10 protein-coding genes and 3 pseudogenes are annotated in these 20,982 nt (G+C 43.6%); 6 read left to right on the plus strand and 7 right to left on the minus strand.

What is annotated here, in order from left to right; all coding sequences use genetic code 11:
• Positions 1–4: 4 nt before the first annotated feature.
• The 4 genes from HWQ39_RS01075 to HWQ39_RS01090 all read right to left on the minus strand — a co-directional run bounded on the left by HWQ39_RS01075 (position 5) and on the right by HWQ39_RS01090 (position 3,356).
• Positions 5–1,093 carry a glycosyltransferase gene (locus tag HWQ39_RS01075; RefSeq protein WP_292840326.1) on the minus strand — a complete coding sequence of 363 codons (1,089 nt, stop codon included), beginning with the start codon at positions 1,091–1,093 and terminating at the stop codon, positions 5–7.
• 179 nt (positions 1,094–1,272) lie between these two features.
• Positions 1,273–2,196: an FkbM family methyltransferase gene (locus tag HWQ39_RS01080; protein ID WP_292840329.1), complete on the minus strand. Its 924-nt coding sequence runs from the start codon at positions 2,194–2,196 to the stop codon at positions 1,273–1,275.
• Positions 2,197–2,208: 12 nt separating this feature from the next.
• Positions 2,209–2,532, minus strand: coding sequence for a glycosyltransferase family 4 protein (locus HWQ39_RS01085; protein WP_292840332.1), 324 nt, complete (start codon positions 2,530–2,532; stop codon positions 2,209–2,211).
• A gap of 32 nt (positions 2,533–2,564) precedes the next feature.
• On the minus strand, positions 2,565–3,356 hold the full coding sequence (locus HWQ39_RS01090) for a glycosyltransferase (protein ID WP_292840336.1): 792 nt from the start codon (positions 3,354–3,356) through the stop codon (positions 2,565–2,567).
• A 531-nt stretch (positions 3,357–3,887) separates the two neighbouring features.
• On the opposite strand from HWQ39_RS01090, the gene HWQ39_RS01095 reads away from it, so the two are divergent.
• The gene (locus tag HWQ39_RS01095; protein WP_292840338.1) at positions 3,888–4,985 is read left to right on the plus strand and encodes a glycosyltransferase family 1 protein; all 1,098 of its coding nucleotides are present in this window, start codon (positions 3,888–3,890) and stop codon (positions 4,983–4,985) included.
• Here HWQ39_RS01095 and HWQ39_RS01100 read toward each other — a convergent pair.
• From HWQ39_RS01100 to HWQ39_RS01110, 3 genes and pseudogenes are all read right to left on the minus strand, one after another.
• Positions 4,970–5,377: pseudogene (locus HWQ39_RS01100) on the minus strand (transposase); the annotation flags it as partial. The gene HWQ39_RS01095 and the pseudogene HWQ39_RS01100 sit on opposite strands and share 16 nt — an antisense overlap.
• A 130-nt stretch (positions 5,378–5,507) precedes the next feature.
• On the minus strand, positions 5,508–6,629 hold the full coding sequence (locus tag HWQ39_RS01105; protein WP_292840341.1) for a hybrid sensor histidine kinase/response regulator: 1,122 nt from the start codon (positions 6,627–6,629) through the stop codon (positions 5,508–5,510).
• A gap of 210 nt (positions 6,630–6,839) precedes the next feature.
• A complete protein-coding gene (locus HWQ39_RS01110; RefSeq protein ID WP_292840343.1) occupies positions 6,840–14,675 on the minus strand; it encodes a PAS domain S-box protein in 7,836 nt (2,611 codons plus the stop codon).
• A gap of 599 nt (positions 14,676–15,274) precedes the next feature.
• Here HWQ39_RS01110 and HWQ39_RS01115 point away from each other — a divergent pair.
• The 5 genes and pseudogenes from HWQ39_RS01115 to HWQ39_RS01135 all read left to right on the plus strand — a co-directional run.
• Positions 15,275–17,350, plus strand: coding sequence for an MHYT domain-containing protein (locus tag HWQ39_RS01115; RefSeq protein ID WP_292840345.1), 2,076 nt, complete (start codon positions 15,275–15,277; stop codon positions 17,348–17,350).
• Between the two features lie 12 nt (positions 17,351–17,362).
• Entirely contained in the window at positions 17,363–18,502 is a 1,140-nt protein-coding gene (locus HWQ39_RS01120; RefSeq protein ID WP_292840347.1) for a response regulator, read from the plus strand.
• Between the two features lie 33 nt (positions 18,503–18,535).
• Positions 18,536–20,173: a PAS domain-containing sensor histidine kinase gene (locus tag HWQ39_RS01125; protein ID WP_292840350.1), complete on the plus strand. Its 1,638-nt coding sequence runs from the start codon at positions 18,536–18,538 to the stop codon at positions 20,171–20,173.
• A gap of 53 nt (positions 20,174–20,226) precedes the next feature.
• A pseudogene (locus HWQ39_RS01130) lies at positions 20,227–20,615 on the plus strand (transposase); the annotation flags it as partial.
• A gap of 151 nt (positions 20,616–20,766) precedes the next feature.
• Positions 20,767–20,889 (plus strand): annotated as a pseudogene (locus HWQ39_RS01135) (Tn3 family transposase); the annotation flags it as partial.
• Positions 20,890–20,982 lie beyond the last annotated feature (93 nt).

Genomic DNA, 20,982 nt, shown 5'->3' on the forward strand with positions numbered 1-20,982 from the left:
AGTTTTAATCACTGGCTAATTTTGTATAAGATTCAGCAATAATTTGGGCATGAGCAGACCAAGAATATTTCTTCGCCTGACTCAGGCGAAGATTAATCACAGGGGCGCTAGTTGGGTTTAGCAATAGCTGTTCTAACGTCTTTACCCAAGCTGACACATCCGCAGTTGGGCAGTATACCGCCGCTTCTCCACCCACCTCACGGAATACAGGAATATCGCTGATAATTGCGATGGCCCCGCAGGCTAAGGCTTCAATAACAGGTAATCCAAAGCCTTCTGCTTCACTTGTTAATAACACTGCTGATGCTCGTCGATAAAGGGCTGCTATAGTTGGACGCTGTAAACCCTGTAGATGAATTATTGAATTGCCGATATTCAACTGAGCAATTTGTTGCTGTTGGCTTTGTGTCCACTCACCACCGACTTTAACAAGTTGCAATTTTGGATAAATAGCTTGTATCTGTGCGAACACTTTTAAAAGAATGTCAATACGCTTGCGGGGGATGCAACTACCGACATGTAGTAAAAAAGGGACTTCACCTATTTTTCCTAATATTTGTTGGTCATTATTAGTTTCGTTCTCAAGAACAATACCAAATTCTGGGGCAATACCATAGGGCGCGTAGACTAGACGCGATGGTTTTACCAGTTGATAATGCTCAATTTGTTTTTTGACTTCTGTTGTGGAATAGAATACAACGGCGCATGATTGTAAACCGCGCAGAATTCTGAGAGACATCGCTTTATACCACCTAGACCGAGGTTCTTGCTCTGGCTCTACCAAAGAACGAAAGGCATCAATATCGTGACAGTATACACCTGTGCGGTCTGGAGGCAAGACATGAACTAAATGAGCATAGCTATGGTCAGCAATGTGAAATAAATCAAAATCTGCTAACCGTTGGTTGAGATAATGAGGATAGTCCCAAAATCGGTTAATCAGGCGATCGGTATTGTAGGCAAAATGCTTTTTACCGAGTCGAGGAATTTGTTTACAACGCCAGTTAAATGTTGGACAAACTTCTATAGCTTGAATAGATACAAGATGTTCAGCTTGCAGTTCTTGGAGTAGCATCTGAGCACAGAGATCCATGCTCTGCCATTTTTCTTCAAGGTAATCGCAAATAATTGCGAGCTGTATTTGAGCCATTTTATCTATTTTGTATTTTAATTGTTAAGTTAGATAAAAAACTTTGTTTTTTAAACATATTTTTTAGAGGTCCAACTTATATTATTAATGTGTAGGTAGAGATCTTTAAACTATTGAAAAAACTATTGAAGTATATTTAATTTTACTAATAGGTCAGGCAATTTCTCCTTAGGAACCATTAGTACGTCTGAAATCCCCGCTTTTACTTCCTTAATTTCAATAAAATGTTTACGCCCTACTTGTTGGTACAACTTATATTCCCAAGGAATTACTAACTCTGCTATCTCTACAAAAGAATATCCAAAATGCTGTACCCAATATGGATTAAACTCACCATAAATTATTGGGCGAGTTTTTTTAATAAAATTCAATCCTCCTAATAAAAAATCCATTTCAGCACCTTCAATATCTACTTTGATAATGTCGCATTTTGAAATATTATTTTTTTCCACAAAGTTATCTAACTTAGTGATAGGTGATGAGCAAGTAGGCTTCTCTTTATTAGCTAGACCTTTTTTTAATAAGAAAGCATTGCCAGTAGATGAATTGTTTTGTTGATCTACCATACAAAGTTGTATTTCTCCCTCTTGGTTTCCAAGGGCAGTATTGACTGGATAAATGATATTCGTTAATTGGTTAATTTCAACTAAATTAGCTAGACGGTTAAAATTAGATCCAACTGGTTCAAAAGCCCATATTTGAGATTTAACGGCTTTTATTTTGAGTTTTTCTCCTAAAAATATGGAGTAAAGTCCAATATTTGCACCAACATCAAAAATTACTACTCCTGGATGCAAAAGTCTAGATAGTATCTGAATAATGCCACCATCATATTCCCCTGAAAAAAAGACTTTTTGCTCTAAAAGACTACGCAAGTCAAGACACATTATACTACCTTGCTGCATTTTAATTTTTACAAAACACTCTTCATCAGATTGATAATTTGTCATTAAAGGTATAAGTACTTGACTTAACCTATACTTGCCTTTAAAGTAAGGTAAAGAGCGTAAAATATAAGCAATAGAATTACGTAAAGCTAGTTTCATAAATACTTATTTTTATTTATTCAAAAGTTCGGTAAAAAATTCTAAATGCTGTTTGGCAACAGATGTCCAAGCGTACAATGTGTGTGTTGGCTCTAAACCTTTAGTAGCCAGTTCTTGCCGACGAGATGGGCTGTTAAGTAATTCAGAAATAGCTGCAACCCAACCCAACTCATCCTTTTCACCAACTACTAAACCAGTATCTTGAATAACATAAAGAATTTCGCCGCTATCACTGCCAATTACAGGAACACCACAGGCAAATGCCTCAATGAGCATTCGCCCAAATTGTTCTCGCCAGTTAAAGATGGTTTGACTAGGAGCGACAAGTATATCCATAGCATTGAGGTATTGGGAAACTTCACTATGTTTTATTTTACATCTGTGCAAATTCGCACCTGTTCAGGATAATGCTTTGCCCACGTTCGTAATGATGATTCCATTGCTCCATTACCGACAAACAAAGCTCGCCAAGGAGTTTGTAAACTATCTATAACTTGCATGAGTAAATCTAATCCTTTTTCAGGAACAAAGCGCCCTAGAAAACCTATAACAGGTGTACCTTTCTCTTCCCAAGCAAGAAATCGACGAATTTGGTTCTTGGCATCAACCGATGGGTAGAAATGGTTAACATCTACACCGAGAGGAATAAGTCGCATAGGGAGTGAATATCCTTTTCGAGGTTTTAAAGTTTCTACGACGGTCTGCCCACCAGTAATCCATCCTGTTGCTCGATTCATGGCATACTGCTCAATCCAATTAAATGGAGGTGGATATCGCTTAGATTTATTTTGAAAGCTAGAAAAAACCAGTGGAGTTTTCCTCTCTGTCCACCAAGCAATCTGTCCACCAGAAAAAATATAAGGCTCTTCCCAACAATGCACCAAATCCCAGCTTTGCTCCATAATCACCTTAAGTCGGCAACCATAAGTCAAAATGTGAGCAGGCTTGCTGAAATAAACTGGTACTGCTTCTAGGTGACAGATTTCGTTAGGATCAGCTTCCAAATGTATTGATCGTAAATCTCCATGTATAAACGAAGGAGCAACCGCAGTGACTTCCCATTCTCCTTTTCCCAAAAAGGCTATTTCATTGACAAGTCGGCGGTTCAGTTTTACCACATAGGAGTGACTAATAGAAAGAAGTTTTCGTGGATGAGGCATACATCAAATTTACGTTTGCATATTGGCTTTTCATCATTACTCACTGCGGCAATTTCAATAATAGGGTTTAAGTCTAACTAACTGACAAATTTCATTTGCATTATTTTGTAGGGTTATCCAAACTATTCTGGACATAGCACTTTTGTCAACATTTTGCTGAACTGTAAGAAAGTTGATCGGAAGTTAAGGGGGTTAAGACGCGCAACATCAACATTTAGCTCAGAGTTCTGGTGACTCGACTACATTCAGTTTTTGTCGGGATCTGTTTTTGAAAGTTCTGAGTGCTTGGAGACGCCGATCAACGCCAGTTCTTCCAACTTGGGAAACCTGCCTAAGTGACTGGCTGAAATTTCTGCTAAATCACCCTTTGAAACTGTCTTAAATTTTGAATTTGGCAGAAAGTGAGCGATTGTACGTCACCCTCAAATTTCCCGGCTAAATTTTGAATTGTTAAGATATTTTTAATTATACTAACAGCAGTATTGTAAATCACAGTATAAAATATTGACCACTGTCAATAAATATTTTCTAATGCAACCTATTGCTCCCATCGTTGCAATTGTTCCCCGTCTAATCCCTGCTATTGATGGAGTAGGAGACTATGGGTTAAATATAGCAAAGCAACTGCGTCAAGATTTTGGCTGGATGACCAGCTTTGTAATTGGAGATCCTAATTGGTCTGGTGAAGCTTTTGTAGAGGGGTTTGCAGTTCATCAAGTGGCGGAATGCTCTAGTACAGCTCTTTTAAAATTATTAACCAATGAACAGCACTCAATAACTACTGTTCTTTTGCATTATGTAGGTTATGGTTATGCAAAACGAGGCTGTCCAGTTTGGTTAGTGGAAGGCTTGGAACGTTGGCGAAAAGCTACGAATTCTCGGCATTTGGTAACGATGTTTCATGAAATGTATGCTTTTGGTTCAATTTGGACAAGTCAGTTTTGGACATCACCACTGCAAAGAAATTTAGCCGCACGTCTGGTTCGCTTGAGCGATCGCTGTCTAACCAACAATCAAATATATGCTGAAATTATCAATAGATTAGGTCGAGGAAAACACTCTACAATTCCGACTTTGCCAGTTTTTTCTAATATAGGTGAACCAGAGCATCTTACCTCTTTATTGGAACGTCCTAGACGTTTAGTAATACTCGGCAGCTGCGGCCCGCGTTCTCGTGTTTATCAAAACTCGCGATTGGCATTGCAACGGACTTGTTTGGAGTTAGAAATTGAGGAAATTTTAGATATTGGTTCTGCTTTAGATTTTAAAATTGAACCAGTAAATGATATTCCTATCATCTGTTTGGGAATTAAATCTGCTCCTGACATCAGCAGTTTACTATCAAATTCAGTAGCAGGTTTTTTGAATTACCCTACTGAATTCCTGACAAAATCAGGAATTTTTGCTGCTTACTGCGCTCACAGATTATTACCTATATGTATATGGGATCAAGGACAAGACGTAGATAGTCTGCAAGCAGGGAAACACTACTGGCTGGGGAACAAGTATCAGCACAGGATGAATTTATCAGCAGGGCAGGTAGTAGCAGATAACGCTTATGCTTGGTATCAAAAGCACCAATTATCAGTTCAAGCTCATACTTTTGTTACTTTGATATCGTCCCGATAGTAGGCACTATCCCCACGTACTAAAATCTCAACGTTCTTCCATTGTTGCCGTATTTGTTTAATCACTCTCTGTAGTTCTGATAATGCCCCGGCTGCTGGGTCTACATTTGAAGGTCTAAGTTTGGCTGCTAACAAATGTTTTCCACAGAAAATATAAAGTGGAGCATAGCAGTATCCTCCGTAACAAGTATTGAAGAAAACTTGCTCCTGATTGCCGTGTACTAAATCATCGGTTACATCTAAGTCCAAAATAATTTTTCGTGGTTCTTTTGAGTAATATTTTAAAAATATACTTACAAATAGGCTTCCAATTTCTGCTGAAGAATGCCCAATTTTATAATAACGAATGTCGGCTCTTTGCTCTACATCTTCAGGACAATGTTCCAACCTATTCTACATATTTGTATTTACAAATATGTAGTACATTCGTTAACAGTATCCGTATCTCGGCTCAATACCTAATATTAATTTTCTTGCTTGGACTATGGAAAAATCTAATCTTAAACTGAGGGATCGGCCAGTTTCAAAAGTAAGGGTGTTTTGCTCCTGGAGGGAGGCTGCTGATTTTTATTAAAATGACTGACCCTTGGGGCTGATTATCTTCCACTGAGATCCTGCCGCCATGAGCTTCGATCGCCATTTGACAAAATGCCAACCCTAAGCCAACTTGGTGGATGTCTTCCATCAGAGTACCAATTTCATACTTTTCAAAGACTCGTTGCTTCAGCTCGTCAGCGATTCCAACACCCATATCAATCACTCTAATCTGGGTTATCAGGTCGTCTAAATAATTGATTTGCACCGTGACTTGACTTTTTGACGGAGAAAATTTAATCGCATTTAACAATAAATTGTCTAAAACTCGACGCATCACTAGCTTATCGGCGCAAATAGGTCTTTCGAGTTCTGGGAGGTCGGGAATCATCTGAATCATTTTCTGCCCTGCGATCGCCTGCATATCGGTGATACAAGTATTAACAAGGCGACTCAGCTCAATTTCCTCAAGATTCAGGATCATTTTTCCTGACTCTAGTTTTGCCATTAGCAGTAGGCTTTCGGTTAGCGATCGCAACTGTTGTTCCGCTATTTTTATGCGATTGATCCGAGTTTGATATTGCTCGGGCAACTTTGCTCGATCCAGCATTTCACAGGACAGAAGAATGCTGGACAGCGGATTACGCAAATCATGCACAATCATATTTGCCATATCCGATCGCAGTTGCAGAGAGGCTTTGAGGGCATCATACTGTTGCTTTATGCGGAGCATCGAGCCAATTCTGGCGCGTAACTCTACTGCACTTACAGGCTTACTCAGAAAATCATCGGCTCCAGCTTCGAGGCAACGAGCTAAATCTTCTTTCGCATTCAATGCAGTGACCATAACGATCGGAATATGCTTCCAATTTGGATTAGCCTTAATGCGACAGCACACCTCAATGCCATCTAACTCTGGCATCATCACATCAAGCAAAATCACATCAGGCTGACTCTTTTTTAGCCGTTCTAAGGCACTAATACCACTGGATGCATATCCCAAACGGTAGCCAGAATTGTACAGAATGCCGCTGATGACTTCAAAGTTATCGGGTTCGTCATCCACTAACAGAATCGTCAGTTCTTGATTGACTATTTCAAATTCACTCATGATACTGTTGGCGAATGTAATACATATTTGTATTTTTAAGTATTACGTAAGCTCACACCTTTATCTATAGTTGCGGCTTTTAGTTGTAACACTTTTGTTTATCCATTTGTAACACTTTTTCCAACAGTATCCACTGATCTACGAACAACCGTAAAACACACCGAGCAAAGATAACTTTTAAACTCTCCCCTCACTATCAGACATATTCAGTTACGACAACTGGAGATATTTCTTCATCACGTTGACGAGATGGATGGGACTGAAGGGCTTGGTCAAATAATCATTCGCTCCAGCAGCTAAACACTGCTCTTTATCCTTCGACATAGCTAAAGCCGTTACCGCCAGGATAGGAATGCGCTTGTCTTGCTCCTGCAATCGAATTTGGCGAATCGCTTCTAGCCCATTCATCTCTGGCATTTGAATATCCATCAAAATCAAGTTAAAGGACTGCGTCTGGGTGAGATTAATCGCTTGCAAACCATTGTGGGCAACTACAATATTAAACCCTTTCAATTCTAAATAGGCTTTTAGCGTCTCAATATTATCCAGGTTATCGTCTACCAGTAGAACGACAGGTTTCTCTGCTATATTCATTGTTTCTACAGGTAAGAATTCTGAAGCAATTTGGATAACAGCAGCGGTGCGATCGAGAGACTTGTCTGAGTTGGGCGGGTTGACGTGTTTCCAGGGAAGCACCACTGTAAATTGGCTGCCCTGACCGACAGTGCTGCGAACCGTCACGGAGCCTTTGTGTAGCTCGATAATGCGTCGGACTAAGGCTAAACCTAACCCCGTACCAGCATAACGCCGAGACAAATTGCTATCGATTTGAACAAACGGCTGAAACAGCTTGCTAATGTTTTCTGGAGCAATCCCAATGCCAGTATCGATCGCGCTGAAGCTCAATGTTTGTTCTGTTGTATTGCCTTGCACTTTTAATATGACAGCACCACCGTTGGGTGTAAACTTGACGGCATTGGTAAGCAGGTTGATTAATACCTGCCGGATAAGTCGTTCGTCTAACTCGATGTAAGTCAGATTGGGAGACAGTTCAAGGGTAAAACTAATTTGCTTTTTGAAGGCTTGCTGTTGGATAAAAGGAATTGTGCTTCGACAAAGTTGCTGAACTGAAACGGGTATCATTTGTAAATCTAGCTTGCCGGATTCGATTTTGGCTAGATCGAGAATGTCATTAATTAGCTCTAATAAATGCTGACCATTGGTTTGAATTGTGGTTAAAGCGTGGTGTTGTTGCTCGGTTAAATTGCCATAGGTTCTTTCTTGCAAGACTTCAGACAGTCCCAGGATGGAGTTCAGAGGGGTACGAAGTTCGTGGCTCATGTTTGCCAGAAATTCGTCTTTGAGGCGGGTCGCTCGTGCGAGTTCCGCATTGGCAATAGTCAGTCGTTCATTAATCTTCCGAAGTTTTTCCTCAGTCTGTTTGATTTCTGTGACATCAAAAATAATGCCAACAATATGCAACGCTTGCCCAATGTCGTCGGTTACGGTACTGCCTTGCTCGAGCAAATATCGTTTTTCTTGGGTTGCGGGGATTTGAATGCAATATTCGACCTGAAAGGGCTGTTGATTGACGATCGCGGCTTGAATTACTTCGATAACGCGATCGCGGTCTTCTGGCACAATCAGCGAGTTGGCTGGGCAGAGAGTGCCTTGATTGGCGATATCTATCGGGTCAAGCTGGAATAACGTCGTTAAGCGATCGTTAAAAAAGACAAATGTATTATTTTGAGCGGGATACAGCTTGTAGACAATTCCCGGTAGGTTTTCAGCCAGGGTGCGATAGGAAAGCTCGCTTGCTTGCAGATCGATCTCAGTTTGCTTGCGGTGGCTGATATCTCGGATCGCGGCTAGAAAGGCTTTATGATCCTGCCAGGTAATTTCCTCAACGCGCACTTCAACTGTAGTCACCCTGCCAGTGGGATGCGGAATCTCCATTTCAAACGTCTTTTGGAGCGTGATGGAAATTCCCAAATCTGCACCCTGGTAGTCTGCCTTTTGGCAATTGAAAATTCGATCGGCAGCCGGATTGCTGAAAAGAATCTGTCCTTGGGAATTTAGAATCAAGATGCCATCAACTGTCTTAGAAATGATTTTTTTGAGGCGCTTTTCGCTGTTTTGGAGTTGTTGCTCAATATGCTTGCGATCGCTAATGTCTTCCACCACCGCCAAGTCACCAATGAGTGTACCCGCAGCATTATACAGCATTGATACTGTAAGACTAACCCATTGTAGCCGACGATCTTTGCGGATATAGCGGATTTCAGGGGTTATCGATGCCAACTCACCGTGATGTAAATGAGCCAACTCACCTTGGATTACTTCCAGATCTTCTAGATGGATCAAGTCTTGCCAAGACATATCCAGTAGCTCAGATTGAGTATAGCCAGTCAGTTCACAAAAGCGTTGATTGACTTGGATATAGCGTCCTGATGGGTGACATTGGCTAATGCCGACAGCTGCCTGTTCAAACAAAGACCGATAGCGCACTTCACTCTCACTCAATGCTGCTGTGCGTCGAGCAATTCTGGCTTCTAGCTCCTGGTTAAGCTCTTGTAGTGCCAGTTCTGCCTGTTTGCGATCTTGAATATCTTGAATTACACCAATGCAATAATTTACGGTTTTATCTGCATCACGGACTGAAGCCACTGTAATGTTGTACCAGCGTAACTCTCCGTTTTTGTGAAGCACACATTTTTCCAGCGAAAAGGAATCAATCTTTTTGGCGAAAAGCTGTTGCCAATAGTTTAAATAGAGCTTTAAATCATCTGGTCTGGGTATGAGGCTCTGGAAGTTTAGCTCCAGCATTTCTGCTTCCGTATAGCCTAATTGGTCGCAAATACGGCGATTAACCTGCAAAAATCGACCGGCCACATCCATTTCCACAATTCCCACTGCTGCCTGCTCAAACACAGCACGGAAACGGGCTTCGCTTTGTTTCCGTGCCAGTTCTGTGCGTTTAAAGTCATCAATATCGGTAATTGTGCCGACCCAACCTGTAATTTCTCCTGCTAGGTTTTGGATTGGCACTCCGCGCGCCAGAAACCAGCTGTATAGTCCCTGATGATGACGGACACGATATTCGATCTCAAATAACTTGCCCGTTGTGACGGCTTCTCCCCATTCCTGGAGGGTGCGATCGCGCTCATCGGGATGAATCGCTGCTGCTCCGCCCAATCCCATTGCCTCAGCTTGACTTTGCCCCGTGTAGTCATACCAGCGTTGGTTAAAGTAGTTAACGGCACCTGTTTCATCTGTCAACCAGACCATCTGGGGCATTGCTTCTGCCAGGTCGCGGTAGCGTTGTTCGCTTTCTCGCAGAGCTTGTTCAGAGTATTTGCGCTCAGTGATGTCAGTGATAGTTCCTATATAGCCAATTACGTTGCCAGCGGTATCAGTTTCAACGATCGCCAGACAGATCAGCCAATGCACCTTTCCATCTGGTCTCTGAAAGCGACACTCCATTAAAAAGGGAGTCTGGGACTGGGTAGCTATTTGCCAGTTGAGAAAGACCCAATCGCGGTTTTCGGGGTGCAATGCTCGTGCCCACCCCGTGCCCATTGCCTCCTTGAAGGACAGCCCTGCTAGTTGACACCAGCGGGAATTGACATATTTACAGTCTCCGCTCGGATCGGTGTGGAAAATGCCAACTGGTGATAGTTCAGCCAAGTTTAGATAACGCCGTTCGCTTGCTTGAAGCGCTAGCTCGGCTTGTTTGCGATCGCTTATATCTGTGAAGATGCCAAACCAAATAATACTGCCATCTTTTTCCTGAGAGGGAATAGAATGTCCTGAAATCCACTTCAAGATGCCGCTAGGAGTTCTGATGCGAAACTCCATCTCCCATGCTTCGAGCGTTGCAGCCGAGCGATCGATGGAAGCGTCGATTTGTTCTATATCTTCTGGCAAAATAATATCCCACACGATTTGCATATCGTTGAGGATTTCCTCTGGCGTATATTCATACAAATCGACACTACCTTCGCTCATAAAGATGAAGCTCTTTGACCCATCCGGCAAGCGGCGATATTTATAGACGGCTCCAGGCACCATATTAGTAAGTTGACGCAGTATTTGCTCACTTGTTTGCAGAGCAACTTCGGTTTGTTTTTGTTCGGTGATGTCTGTATTGGTGCCAAACCAGCGTAACACTCTACCCTGTTCATCTCGGATGGGAATAGCACGAGAGAGAAACCAGTGGTACTGCCCATCTCGACCGCGTAAGGGAAAGGTATCTTCCCAGATTTCGCCTGTTTCAAAGCAGTGGCTAATTTTCTTCACTACCCCATCGACATGATCGGGGTGATGTACCTGCTGCCATCCCCAGCCCTGCATTTCTGCCAGTGTGGTGCCTGTGTAGTCAAACCAGCGCTGGTTATACCATTCAATCCAGCCATGTTCGTCAGTTATCCAAGCAAACTGAGAAATGTTGTCTGCCAGGGTACGGAACCGGGCTTCACTTTCCCTCAGTTTTTGTTGTGCCTGGACAAGTTCGGTTATGTCCATCACGGATACGCCAACGCCGATCACTTCCCCATTGGGTAAACAAACGGGATAGTGATTGGAGATTGCGCTACGAAATGCACCCGGCCTGACCTCACCGCTAAACTCCAGATTCAGAACTGGCACTTGGGTTTCCATAATCTGGAGCAGCATGGGAGCAAACTGAGATGCCATTTCCGGCAAAACTTCCCATAAGGTGCGTCCCAAATGCTCACTTAATGGCAGGTCATTCATTTTGGCTAATGCCTCGTTGCCATAGATGTAGCGCAGTTCCCGATCGAACAGAGTTAGCCCAACTGGAGATGCTGCGATAAATGCCTGAAGCAGAGCTTCGCTGCGCTGGCGTTCTAGCTCGGCTTGTTTGCGTAAGCGAAGCTCGTCGTAGACATCGCTAATATCAATTAGAATGCCGTGCCAGATAATGCTACCATCTGCTTCTCGGGAGGGGATGGAATGACCGGAAACCCATTTTAAGACCCCGCTAGCAGTTATCAGGCGAAACTCCGCCGTCCAAGGGGTGAGCATTGCAGCAGATTGGTCAATCAAATCCCGCACCCTCTCTCCATCCTCTGGAACGATCAGAAGCCAAAGCACTTGGGAGTCGTTGAGGATTTCCTCTGGGGTGCGATCGCAAAGCTTGATAATACCTTGGCTAATAAATCGAAAACTTTTCGTTCCATCCACAGAACGGCAATAGGTATAAACCACTCCAGGAACTGTATTGACTACCTGGCGCAAGGTTTCTTCACTAGCTTGTAGAGCAGTTGCCATTGCTTTCCGTTCTGTGATATCTGCGATCGCTCCCACCATGCGAATCGGCTTGCCAGTTTGATCGCGGATTGCCTCTCCACGAGAACGACACCAAATATACTCACCTGATTGCTTACGTCTGCGAAATTCTACTTCATAGGGCAGATGGTCTTCTAGGTGGCCTTTCAAGGTTAATTGCATCAGATCGAGATCGTCGGGATGGATCTCTTCACTAAGCACCTCATAGGCAAACTTGCAGGCGTTTTTGGCTGGGGGTGGGTAGCCTAAAATTTCCCAATAGCGATCGCTGGCAATGACGCGATCGCTGACAATATCCCAATCCCACACTCCTTCGCCGATACCCCGAATGGCGAGTTGATAGCGTTCTTTGACTGCGCTTAATTCCAGCTCCAGTTTTTTTTGCTCAGTAATATCGATGTTGACCCCAGCAAGACGGTAAATCTCTCCGGCTTCGTTGCGAATCGGAAAGCTGCGGTTCCAGAGCCAGCGAATAGAGTTATCGGGACGGATAATCCGATAGGCAAAGGAGCAAACCTCTTTCCCTTCACATGCTTGCTGGTTAAACGTGACTACGCCATCGCGATCGTCTGGATGAATAAAATCGAGCCAAACTTGAGGATTATCATAGGTTTGCTGCAACGGAGTTTGGTAAAGATATTCCCAGGCTGGGCTGGTATAAATCATCTGCTTACCATCAAGGGATTTGAGAAAAAACACATCCTGACTGTTGTCAAAAATTTGGCGGAGTTGAGCTTCGCTTTCCCTGAGGGCAGTTTCTAGCTGCGTGCGTTCGGCTTCTAACCTTTTCCTCTCGTTAATATCAGTGACATACCCGATAATCTGAGTTAAGTTACCCTTGGCATTTGCAAAAAACTGTGCCTGAGCTTCAATCCAGATGTAATGGCCAGCCTGATGTTGCCACCGATATTGCAAGTAAAGATGTCCCTGATGTTCAAAATACTCTGCGGCTGCCGTTTGCACCCGCTTCTCATCCTCTGGATGAATGCTGGCAAACCAATCGGCTGATGTCTGGGGCATTTCAGAGGCGCTATAGCCAAACACCTGCTCGGCATTGATGCCCCACGTCATGCGATCGGAGGATGTATCCCATTCATACAGCACTTGCTTAGTGGCTAGCTGGGCAGCATGATGGCGGTTTTGCCACTCTAGCAAGACGTTGATATAGGCGGCTTGTCTAGCTTCAGCTTGCTTCTTTTGGGTGATATTGCGTGCCATGCACAAAAACGACGTGACGGTTCCATCCATGTCATATTCTGGAACGACACGGGTTTGAAACCAGATGGAGCGCGAGTAAAGGCAAAGTTGATATTCAATCGTTTGTTCTTGGCGGGTTGCTGCTACTCGTTGAGTGAGAGTTTGCCACTCAGCAAAGTGTTCTGGGGCAAAGGTGGCAGCGAGCAGTGGTTGACCAATCAGCGCTTCAGGCGCGTAGCCCAACTCCACCTCAACAGCGGCGTTGAGATAAAGGTAGTGTAAGTCTCGATCGAGCCGAAAAATCACGTCAGGGGAACGATCTAGCAATGCGGTAAGCTCTTGTTGCTGTTGCTGGAATCGGGTCGCCGTTTCGCTGTGTTGAATGGCGATCGCCACCTGAATGGCAAGTTGTTCTAAAAACGTGACCTCAGCCGGTTGCCAATCACGGGGCATAGCCGATTCACTGGCGCTAAGAAGTCCCCAAAATTGGTTGTTAACGATCGCCGGCACTAGAATTTTGGCTCTAATCTGCAAATGCTCCAATAACTCAACATGGCAGGGGGTCATCCCTGCCGTATAGATATCGGGAACTACTAGCACTCGTCCTTGGCCATATCGATCTGCCCAATCTGAAGCAAAGCAAGGGTCGTAAATCGCTTCACTGACAAAGGAGCGTTGACCGGCGGCGAAGGACTCTGCTACTACCTGGAACTGCCCATTTTCCAAAAAGTGATAGATCGACACGCGATCGCAGCCCAAAAACTGCCGCACTTCAGACACCGTGGCATCAAGTGTTTCCGCCAAACTCAGCGAAGCCCGAATCCGCGTTGAGACTGCCATTAAAAGCTGCGATCGCTCTGTCTGAAGTTTCAAAGCGGCGATTGATAAAGAGGCAAGGGAGCAGGGAGCAGGGAGCAGGGGAGAAGGTTCAGATGGGGATTCGACCCCACCTGAACGAGAACCACTTAACAGAAGTGGGGGACTCAGACCCATGTTCCGCTCCGCTCCACCGCAGGGGGAAGGGGTCATTTCCCCCTGCTCCCTGCCCCCTTCCCCCTGCCTCTTCGTTGATGCATCATCTGGCCGATCGGGTTCTACAGGTTGCAGCAAACGGCATAAACTTTCGTAGGTCAGCAGCCCTAGTAACTGCCCATTGTCGTCTAATATCGGCAAGTGCTGAATCTGGTGTTTTCTTAAGAGGCTTAGGGCAACCTCAGGGTTAGTTAACTCAGATTGCTGTAAGGCGATCGCTGGTGGTTCAATCACCTCTGCTAAAGTGACTCCAGCGAGCGATCGCCCACTGGCAACCAAACGTGTCACCACTCGTTCGCTGAACAGTCCCACCAGTTGGTTTTCACTGACTACAGCTAAACAGCCTGTGCAGTCGTTAGCGCCTATACCGGGATCAAAGTTGCCAGAACTGGAATTCAAAAGTGCGATCGCCTCTGTCACCAGCACATCTGGCGTAACTGTGATGGGCGGCGGTGCGATCATGTTTTCTAGGGCAAGCCTTAGCAGAAATGAGTGGGGCAAGAACATAACCTTTCCAGCCGCAATAGTGGGATCAAAAACATTGGGTTATTCAGGGTAAAACCAGAACACCACCCAGAGATTGTTGTAACAATTCAGTCTAACCTAAGTAGAAAGGTGCAAAAAAACCGAAGTATGTAACGAAAAGTAAACTTGACTGAAACTTTTTTGCCTTCTGCCTTCTGCTTTCTGCCTTGTCTCAACGATAAATATTCACGCCTACCTACTTATTCTCCAAAAGCACTTTCTTGACTTATACTGAAAACATCTAATTGCTTGACGTTTGCTTAGGCAAACAAAACCTTGCTTATTAATTTTTTACCGGGTTTAAAAGTCAAGCTACAACCTGTTTTTAGTATAGGACAATTTATTTCTCAGGTTGCTTTTGGGTGAGCTTTTCAGTACTTCTACGAAAACAGTATTTAGCATCTAGTAATTTCCCCATTGCTAGTAAAACTTTCTCTTGATGCACTTAAGTAAACAAGGCAGCAAAAGCAAAATCCATCAGACATTAAGGGATTACTCTCTTTTACAAGCAATCTTCTGGGCCTAATTTTAAAGAGTAGAGTTTTAAATTCAACTCCACTCTCATTGTTCAGGCTTTAATTATGACGGCAACCTACGATATTCGCCTCGTAATCCTTTCATTCTGCATTTCTATCTTTGCTGCTTATACAGCACTCAACCTAGCAGGACGAATCATGGCAGTTCGTAATCTGGCACGTCTTTTTTGGCTTGCTGGAGGTGCGGCTGCAATGGGCATTGGAATTTGGTCAATGCACTTTATTGCTATGCTGGCTTACCAACTTCCTACAGCAGTTTTTTACGATCTGCCCGTTGTACTTTTGTCCCTGATGTTAGCGATCGTCGCATCAGGAGGGGCATTGTTTATTACCAGTTACCGAGAGACAACCTTCAATCTAGTCATGGGTGGAATTGTTCTGGGAAGTGGAGTTGGCGCAATGCACTACACCGGTATGGCAGCCATGAGACTTGAGGGAACGGCTCACTATAATTTGCTACTTATTATTGCCTCGATCGTCTTTGCCCTATGTGCTTCTATCATCGCTCTCTGGCTGACATTCCGAGTTAAAGGAGAAGCAAATCCAATCGGCAAATTGCGAAAAATCAGTAGTAGCGTCATTATGGGGGCTGCAATCTGCGGAATGCACTATACGGCAATGAATGCTGTCTGCTTTCATCCAACGGCTGAGACATCGATCAAGAGTTCTAGCAACCTAATAGATGTATCTAGTCTGGCTATTGCAATTGGTGCTGCAACAATAGTTATTTTAATCCTGGCTTTAATTGCCTCATTTATCACCCAACAAATCAGCATCAAACTGGCAATCAAAGCTAAAGCACTAGAGAAAATAGAGAAAAGCGAAGAACGATTTCGCTCTCTGTTCCAAAATGTTTCTAATATCATTGCCACACTTGAAGGCAATGGACAAGTTACCTATGTCAGTTCCTCTATCACCAACATCCTTGGATGCAGGCCAGAGGATTGGATGGCAGAAAATCTTGCGAAACTGGTGCATCCTGACGACCAATTAGTAGCTGAAAATCTCTTCAGCTATACCTTTGACAATCCAGCCCTTGATGTGACGGCAGAATTCCGTTTGCGTCATGTAGATGGCTGCTGGCGAGACTTTGAGGTAATTGTCAAAAACCTTTTAGATGACCCCAATGTAGCGGGCATTGTGCTTACGTGTCGAGATATCACCGAGCGAAAACAAGCAGAAGCCGATATGCGTAAAGCACTGGAGAAAGAGCGAGAACTAAATGAATTGAAGTCGCGCTTTATCTCAATGGCTTCTCACGAGTTTCGTACCCCCCTAGCGGTTGTGTCGTCTTCCATTGGTATCCTAGAAGATTATGGACACCGCCTCAATCCAGCCCAAAGCCAAAAGCAATTTCAGCATGTCCAAAAGTCAATCAATCGCATCACCCAACTACTAGACGATGTGTTGATGATTAACCAAGCAGACCTTAACGGGCTGGAGTTTAACCCAGCACCCGTCAATATCTTGCAATTTTGTCACAATTTAGTGGAGGAAATCCAGATCAGCGCTCCTCAACACATAATTAATCTGTCTATTATCGATGAGCGTAAATCAGTTAGTCGTAGCTGGTTCTATCTGACTTTGTGTTTGGCTCTGAAAATAGCGAAGCATTCGAGTCAAGCTCTCCGCGCTCCTGGGCTAATCTTTAATCCGTATGCTCCGCTCTCTAAAGATCCGCTACTTCGACATAAAATCCGTCAGCATCAGAATCGTAATAACCCTCAACTGGATGAGAAATTACTCCAAAGAATTCTGTCTAACTTGCTAACGAATGCAGTCAAGTATTCCGAGACAGGAAGCACAATCTACTTCAAATTGGTTTTGCAATCAGAAAGCGTTGCCTTTCAAATTCAAGATCGAGGCATTGGCATTCCCGTTGAAGACCAAGCCCTTTTATTTGAGTCGTTTCACCGCGCCAAGAATGTAGGACGCATTCCCGGTACTGGTTTAGGGCTGGCGATCGTCCGCAAATGTGTCGATATACATGGTGGTGAAATCAAGGTAGATAGTCATGTAGGAATTGGCACAACCTTCACGGTTACGCTTCCCCTGAAGCAAACCAGAAAGAGTTATGAAACTGAGAACGAATCGATCAAAGACCTTGTTTTAGCAGCATAAGGAGAAATAATCGTGCAATCTACTATAAAAAAGATTCTAGTTGTGGAAGATGAACCTCAAGTTCGGGAGAATATTGTCTCAATTTTGGGGTTTGAAGGGTTTTATCGAACTGCGGCTGAGAATGGCTTGATTGGCTTACAAAGAGCAAAAGAAGAGATGCCAGATTTGATTATTTGCGATGTCATGATGCCTGAATTGAATGGCTATGAGTTTATCGAATCGCTCCGTCAAGACCCGCAAATGGCAAGCATTCCCGTCATTTTTCTCACCGCCAAAGCCGATAGAACTGACTTCCGGCAGGGAATGGAATTGGGTGCAGATGACTATCTAACCAAACCCTTCACTCCCGCTGAACTCCGGCGAGCAATTGAGGTTCAGTTCAAAAAGCAAACGATCATTGCTCAAAAGAATCAGGTGAAATTTCAGCAGCTTTGCAACACGATTACAGTGTCATTACCCCATGAACTGCATACGCCTTTGCAAAGTATTATTGCATTGCCACAGTTATTAATGGAAGAATGGGACTCTACACCGGATGCTGAGAAATTAGAAATGGTGGAGACAGTTTATACATCTGGCAAACGGCTTTATGGCTTGACCCAAAACTTTTTGCTCTATGCCAAACTGGAAGTAACCATATCCGATGCAGAAAAAGTTGCTGGTATCCGAGAATATGCGCCTCATACCTTTATTAAAATGATGGTTGAAGAGACTGCATATCAAGAAGCCGAGAATGCACAGCGAACACTAGATTTAGAGATCGATCTACAAGATGAAGCTGTACAGATTTCATCTGCCAGTCTCAAGAAAGTTATCCAAGAATTGATTAACAATGCTTTCAAATTTTCTCAGCCTGGTTCTAAAGTCAGTGTCATTGGCGTGCCGAGCAATAACCTTTATTCGCTCTATGTGATCGATCACGGTCGTGGTATGACCTCTGAGCAAATTGCGAATGTAGGTGCTTATATACAGTTTAATCATAAGTTGTATGAACAGAATGGTGCTGGGTTAGGGCTAATTACTTCTAAGCGCTTAATTGAATTGTATGGAGGAGAGTTCACTATCGAGAGTATACCTGGCAAACAGACTATTGTTCGGATTGCATTGCCAATGCCAGTCACTTCTCAAGATGATGAGCTAGGCAAAAATTGAATCACATTCAAGAAGTTGAGAAGAGGCTTCAAGATGCTAAATTTACTTCATCCCCTTTTGAATTCAAACGGCTTTATTCCACATGGACATTGCTATCTTTGGAAACCAGCATTGGTGTGGCTGCATATACTTTCTGATAGTGTAATTGCATTGTCCTACTTCTCTATCCCCTGCTTGCTTGTCTACTTTGTCTCTAAACGACGCGATATTCCATTTAACTGGATATTTCTGATGTTTGGTGCTTTCATTATTGCCTGTGGCACCGGACACCTGATGGATATCTGGACATTATGGTATCCGACTTACTGGTTGTCAGGTTTAGTCAAAGCCTTGACAGCCCTTATTTCAATGTATACAGCTTTGGAACTCATTCCTCTGATTCCTAAGGCGCTAGCGTTACCTAGTCCGGCTCAGTTAGAAGCAGCAAACCGAGATCTGGAACAAGCTCTCAAACAGTTGCAGCAGGCACAATCTCAACTGATTCAAACTGAGATTAAACTGGCTAAAACCGAGATATTACAGCAAAGCGAAGAGCGATTTCGCTCGTTGCTACAAAATGCATCGAATATCATCGCCACCTTAGGAGCGGGTGGACGAGTCGTTTATGTTAGCCCTTCTTTGACACATATTCTGGGGTATCAGCCAGAAAGTTGGATTGCGAAAAATCTTCCTGAGTTAGTCCACCCAGACGATGGTCTTTATGCAGAAGCTCTGCTTTGTCAAGCCTTTGATAATCCATCTCAAAAAACAATAGTAGAATTTCGTTTGCATCATGCGGATGGTTCCTGGCATGACTTTGAGGCGATCGCTAAAAACCTCCTAGATGAGCCAAATGTAGCGGGTATTGTGATCACCTGTCGAGATATCACCGAGCGAAAACAAGCAGAAGCTGATGTCCGTAAAGCACTGGAGAAAGAACGAGAACTAAATGAATTAAAGTCGCGCTTTATCTCAATGGCATCTCACGAGTTTCGTACCCCTCTGGCGGTCGTATCTTCTTCTATTGGTATCTTGGAAGATTATGGAGATCGCCTCAATGCAGCCCAAAGCCAAAAGCAGTTTCAACATGTCCAAAAGTCGATCAATCATATCACCCAATTACTAGACGATGTGTTGATGATTAACCGAGTAGAAGGTGGGAAACTCGAATTCATGCCAACTCCAATCAATGTCATGCAGTTTTGCCATAGTCTAGTGGAAGAAATACAACTCAGTGCCCCTTGCCATCAGATTACGCTGTTTATTACCGATGAACGGGACGCAGCCAGCAAAAGTCATGCTCAACTCGACAAGAAGTTACTCCAATCTATTTTGACTAACTTGTTGTCTAATGCTGTCAAGTATTCGTTTGCAGGAAGCATAATTGACTTCAACCTGATTTGTCAAAATGAAAAGACGATCTTTAAAATTCAAGATAAAGGTATTGGGATTCCCGATGACGATCGAGACCACTTGTTTAAGACTTTTCATCGGGCTAAGAATGTAGGGAATATTCCCGGAACAGGGTTAGGACTTTCGATCGTCAAGAGATGTATTGACCTGCATGGTGGTGAAATACAGGTACATAGTCAAGTAAATATGGGTACAACCTTCACGATTACAATCCCTACAAATCAAATGGAACTCATAGCTGGCAAACCACTGCTCCCGTCGTTACTGTACTCACATTGAGGGCTAGCTATCTAACCCTTTTTTGTCAGAGGTGATTCGTAAAGAAAATCTAAATGTTGATTGGGGTTCTCGTCACGCCCAGCAAATGCCTCAGAACGATTAGGGGCGGTGGTTGTGCTGAATGAAGCAAAAGAGAAGTTGTGCAAATTAGAAGTGATCTGGGTAGATAGGGGTATTCTGGCAAAAACTTTGCCAATGCTGTTGGGCAGGTCTGTGGTGAGCGGGTGCGGGTGGAAGTGATTAAACGAACCTCTGAAGACGTTTGAGCAGTTGCCCAAGCGGTGGATTGTTGAGCGAACCAATGGAAAAGCTGAATCGATTTCGGTGGTTAAGTAAAGATTATGAGGTGTATTCAGAGGCAGGGCTATTTTATTCTAAATGTAGACGCGATATGGTAAGGTGCAGCGCCAGTTATACTTCAAGCATCTATTATCGTGTCTGAAATCGAAATCATCAAAGCTTTTGCAGGTCTAGAAGACCCCCGTTGCCGCGCCGGACAGAGACATAATCTACCATTATCTTTGGCACTTTTCACATTGGTAGGCGCAGCCCGCCGTAGGCATCGCAGTAGGGAACAAAAGATTTTTAGCAATTGGGTGTCGGATTGGTATGTTCGAGATGAAACTTATTCCAAGGCTTTAGCTGAGGTAGTGAATTTTCACGCACAGATACCATTTGCTGCTTATTGGGGTGATGGCACAACATCTTTAACTGAAAAATCAACGGTTTACAGCAATTTTCAGGTAAATAGACCACAGTGGTTGAACCAACCGAAGGCATCATCTTCGGTAATATAATTTACAGCCTCT

Origin of the sequence: Nostoc sp. NMS8, from assembly GCF_017115045.1 — a bacterium.
GTDB lineage: Bacteria > Cyanobacteriota > Cyanobacteriia > Cyanobacteriales > Nostocaceae > Nostoc.

Bases quoted from the DNA above. Each gene is read 5' to 3' on its own strand.
- HWQ39_RS01075 (WP_292840326.1), bottom strand. From the start codon at position 1,093: ATGGATCTCTGTGCTCAGATGCTACTCCAAGAACTGCAAGCTGAACAT.
- HWQ39_RS01080 (WP_292840329.1), bottom strand. From the start codon at position 2,196: ATGAAACTAGCTTTACGTAATTCTATTGCTTATATTTTACGCTCTTTA.
- HWQ39_RS01085 (WP_292840332.1), bottom strand. From the start codon at position 2,532: ATGGATATACTTGTCGCTCCTAGTCAAACCATCTTTAACTGGCGAGAA.
- HWQ39_RS01090 (WP_292840336.1), bottom strand. From the start codon at position 3,356: ATGCCTCATCCACGAAAACTTCTTTCTATTAGTCACTCCTATGTGGTA.
- HWQ39_RS01095 (WP_292840338.1), top strand. From the start codon at position 3,888: ATGCAACCTATTGCTCCCATCGTTGCAATTGTTCCCCGTCTAATCCCT.
- HWQ39_RS01105 (WP_292840341.1), bottom strand. From the start codon at position 6,629: ATGAGTGAATTTGAAATAGTCAATCAAGAACTGACGATTCTGTTAGTG.
- HWQ39_RS01110 (WP_292840343.1), bottom strand. From the start codon at position 14,675: ATGTTCTTGCCCCACTCATTTCTGCTAAGGCTTGCCCTAGAAAACATG.
- HWQ39_RS01115 (WP_292840345.1), top strand. From the start codon at position 15,275: ATGACGGCAACCTACGATATTCGCCTCGTAATCCTTTCATTCTGCATT.
- HWQ39_RS01125 (WP_292840350.1), top strand. From the start codon at position 18,536: ATGCTAAATTTACTTCATCCCCTTTTGAATTCAAACGGCTTTATTCCA.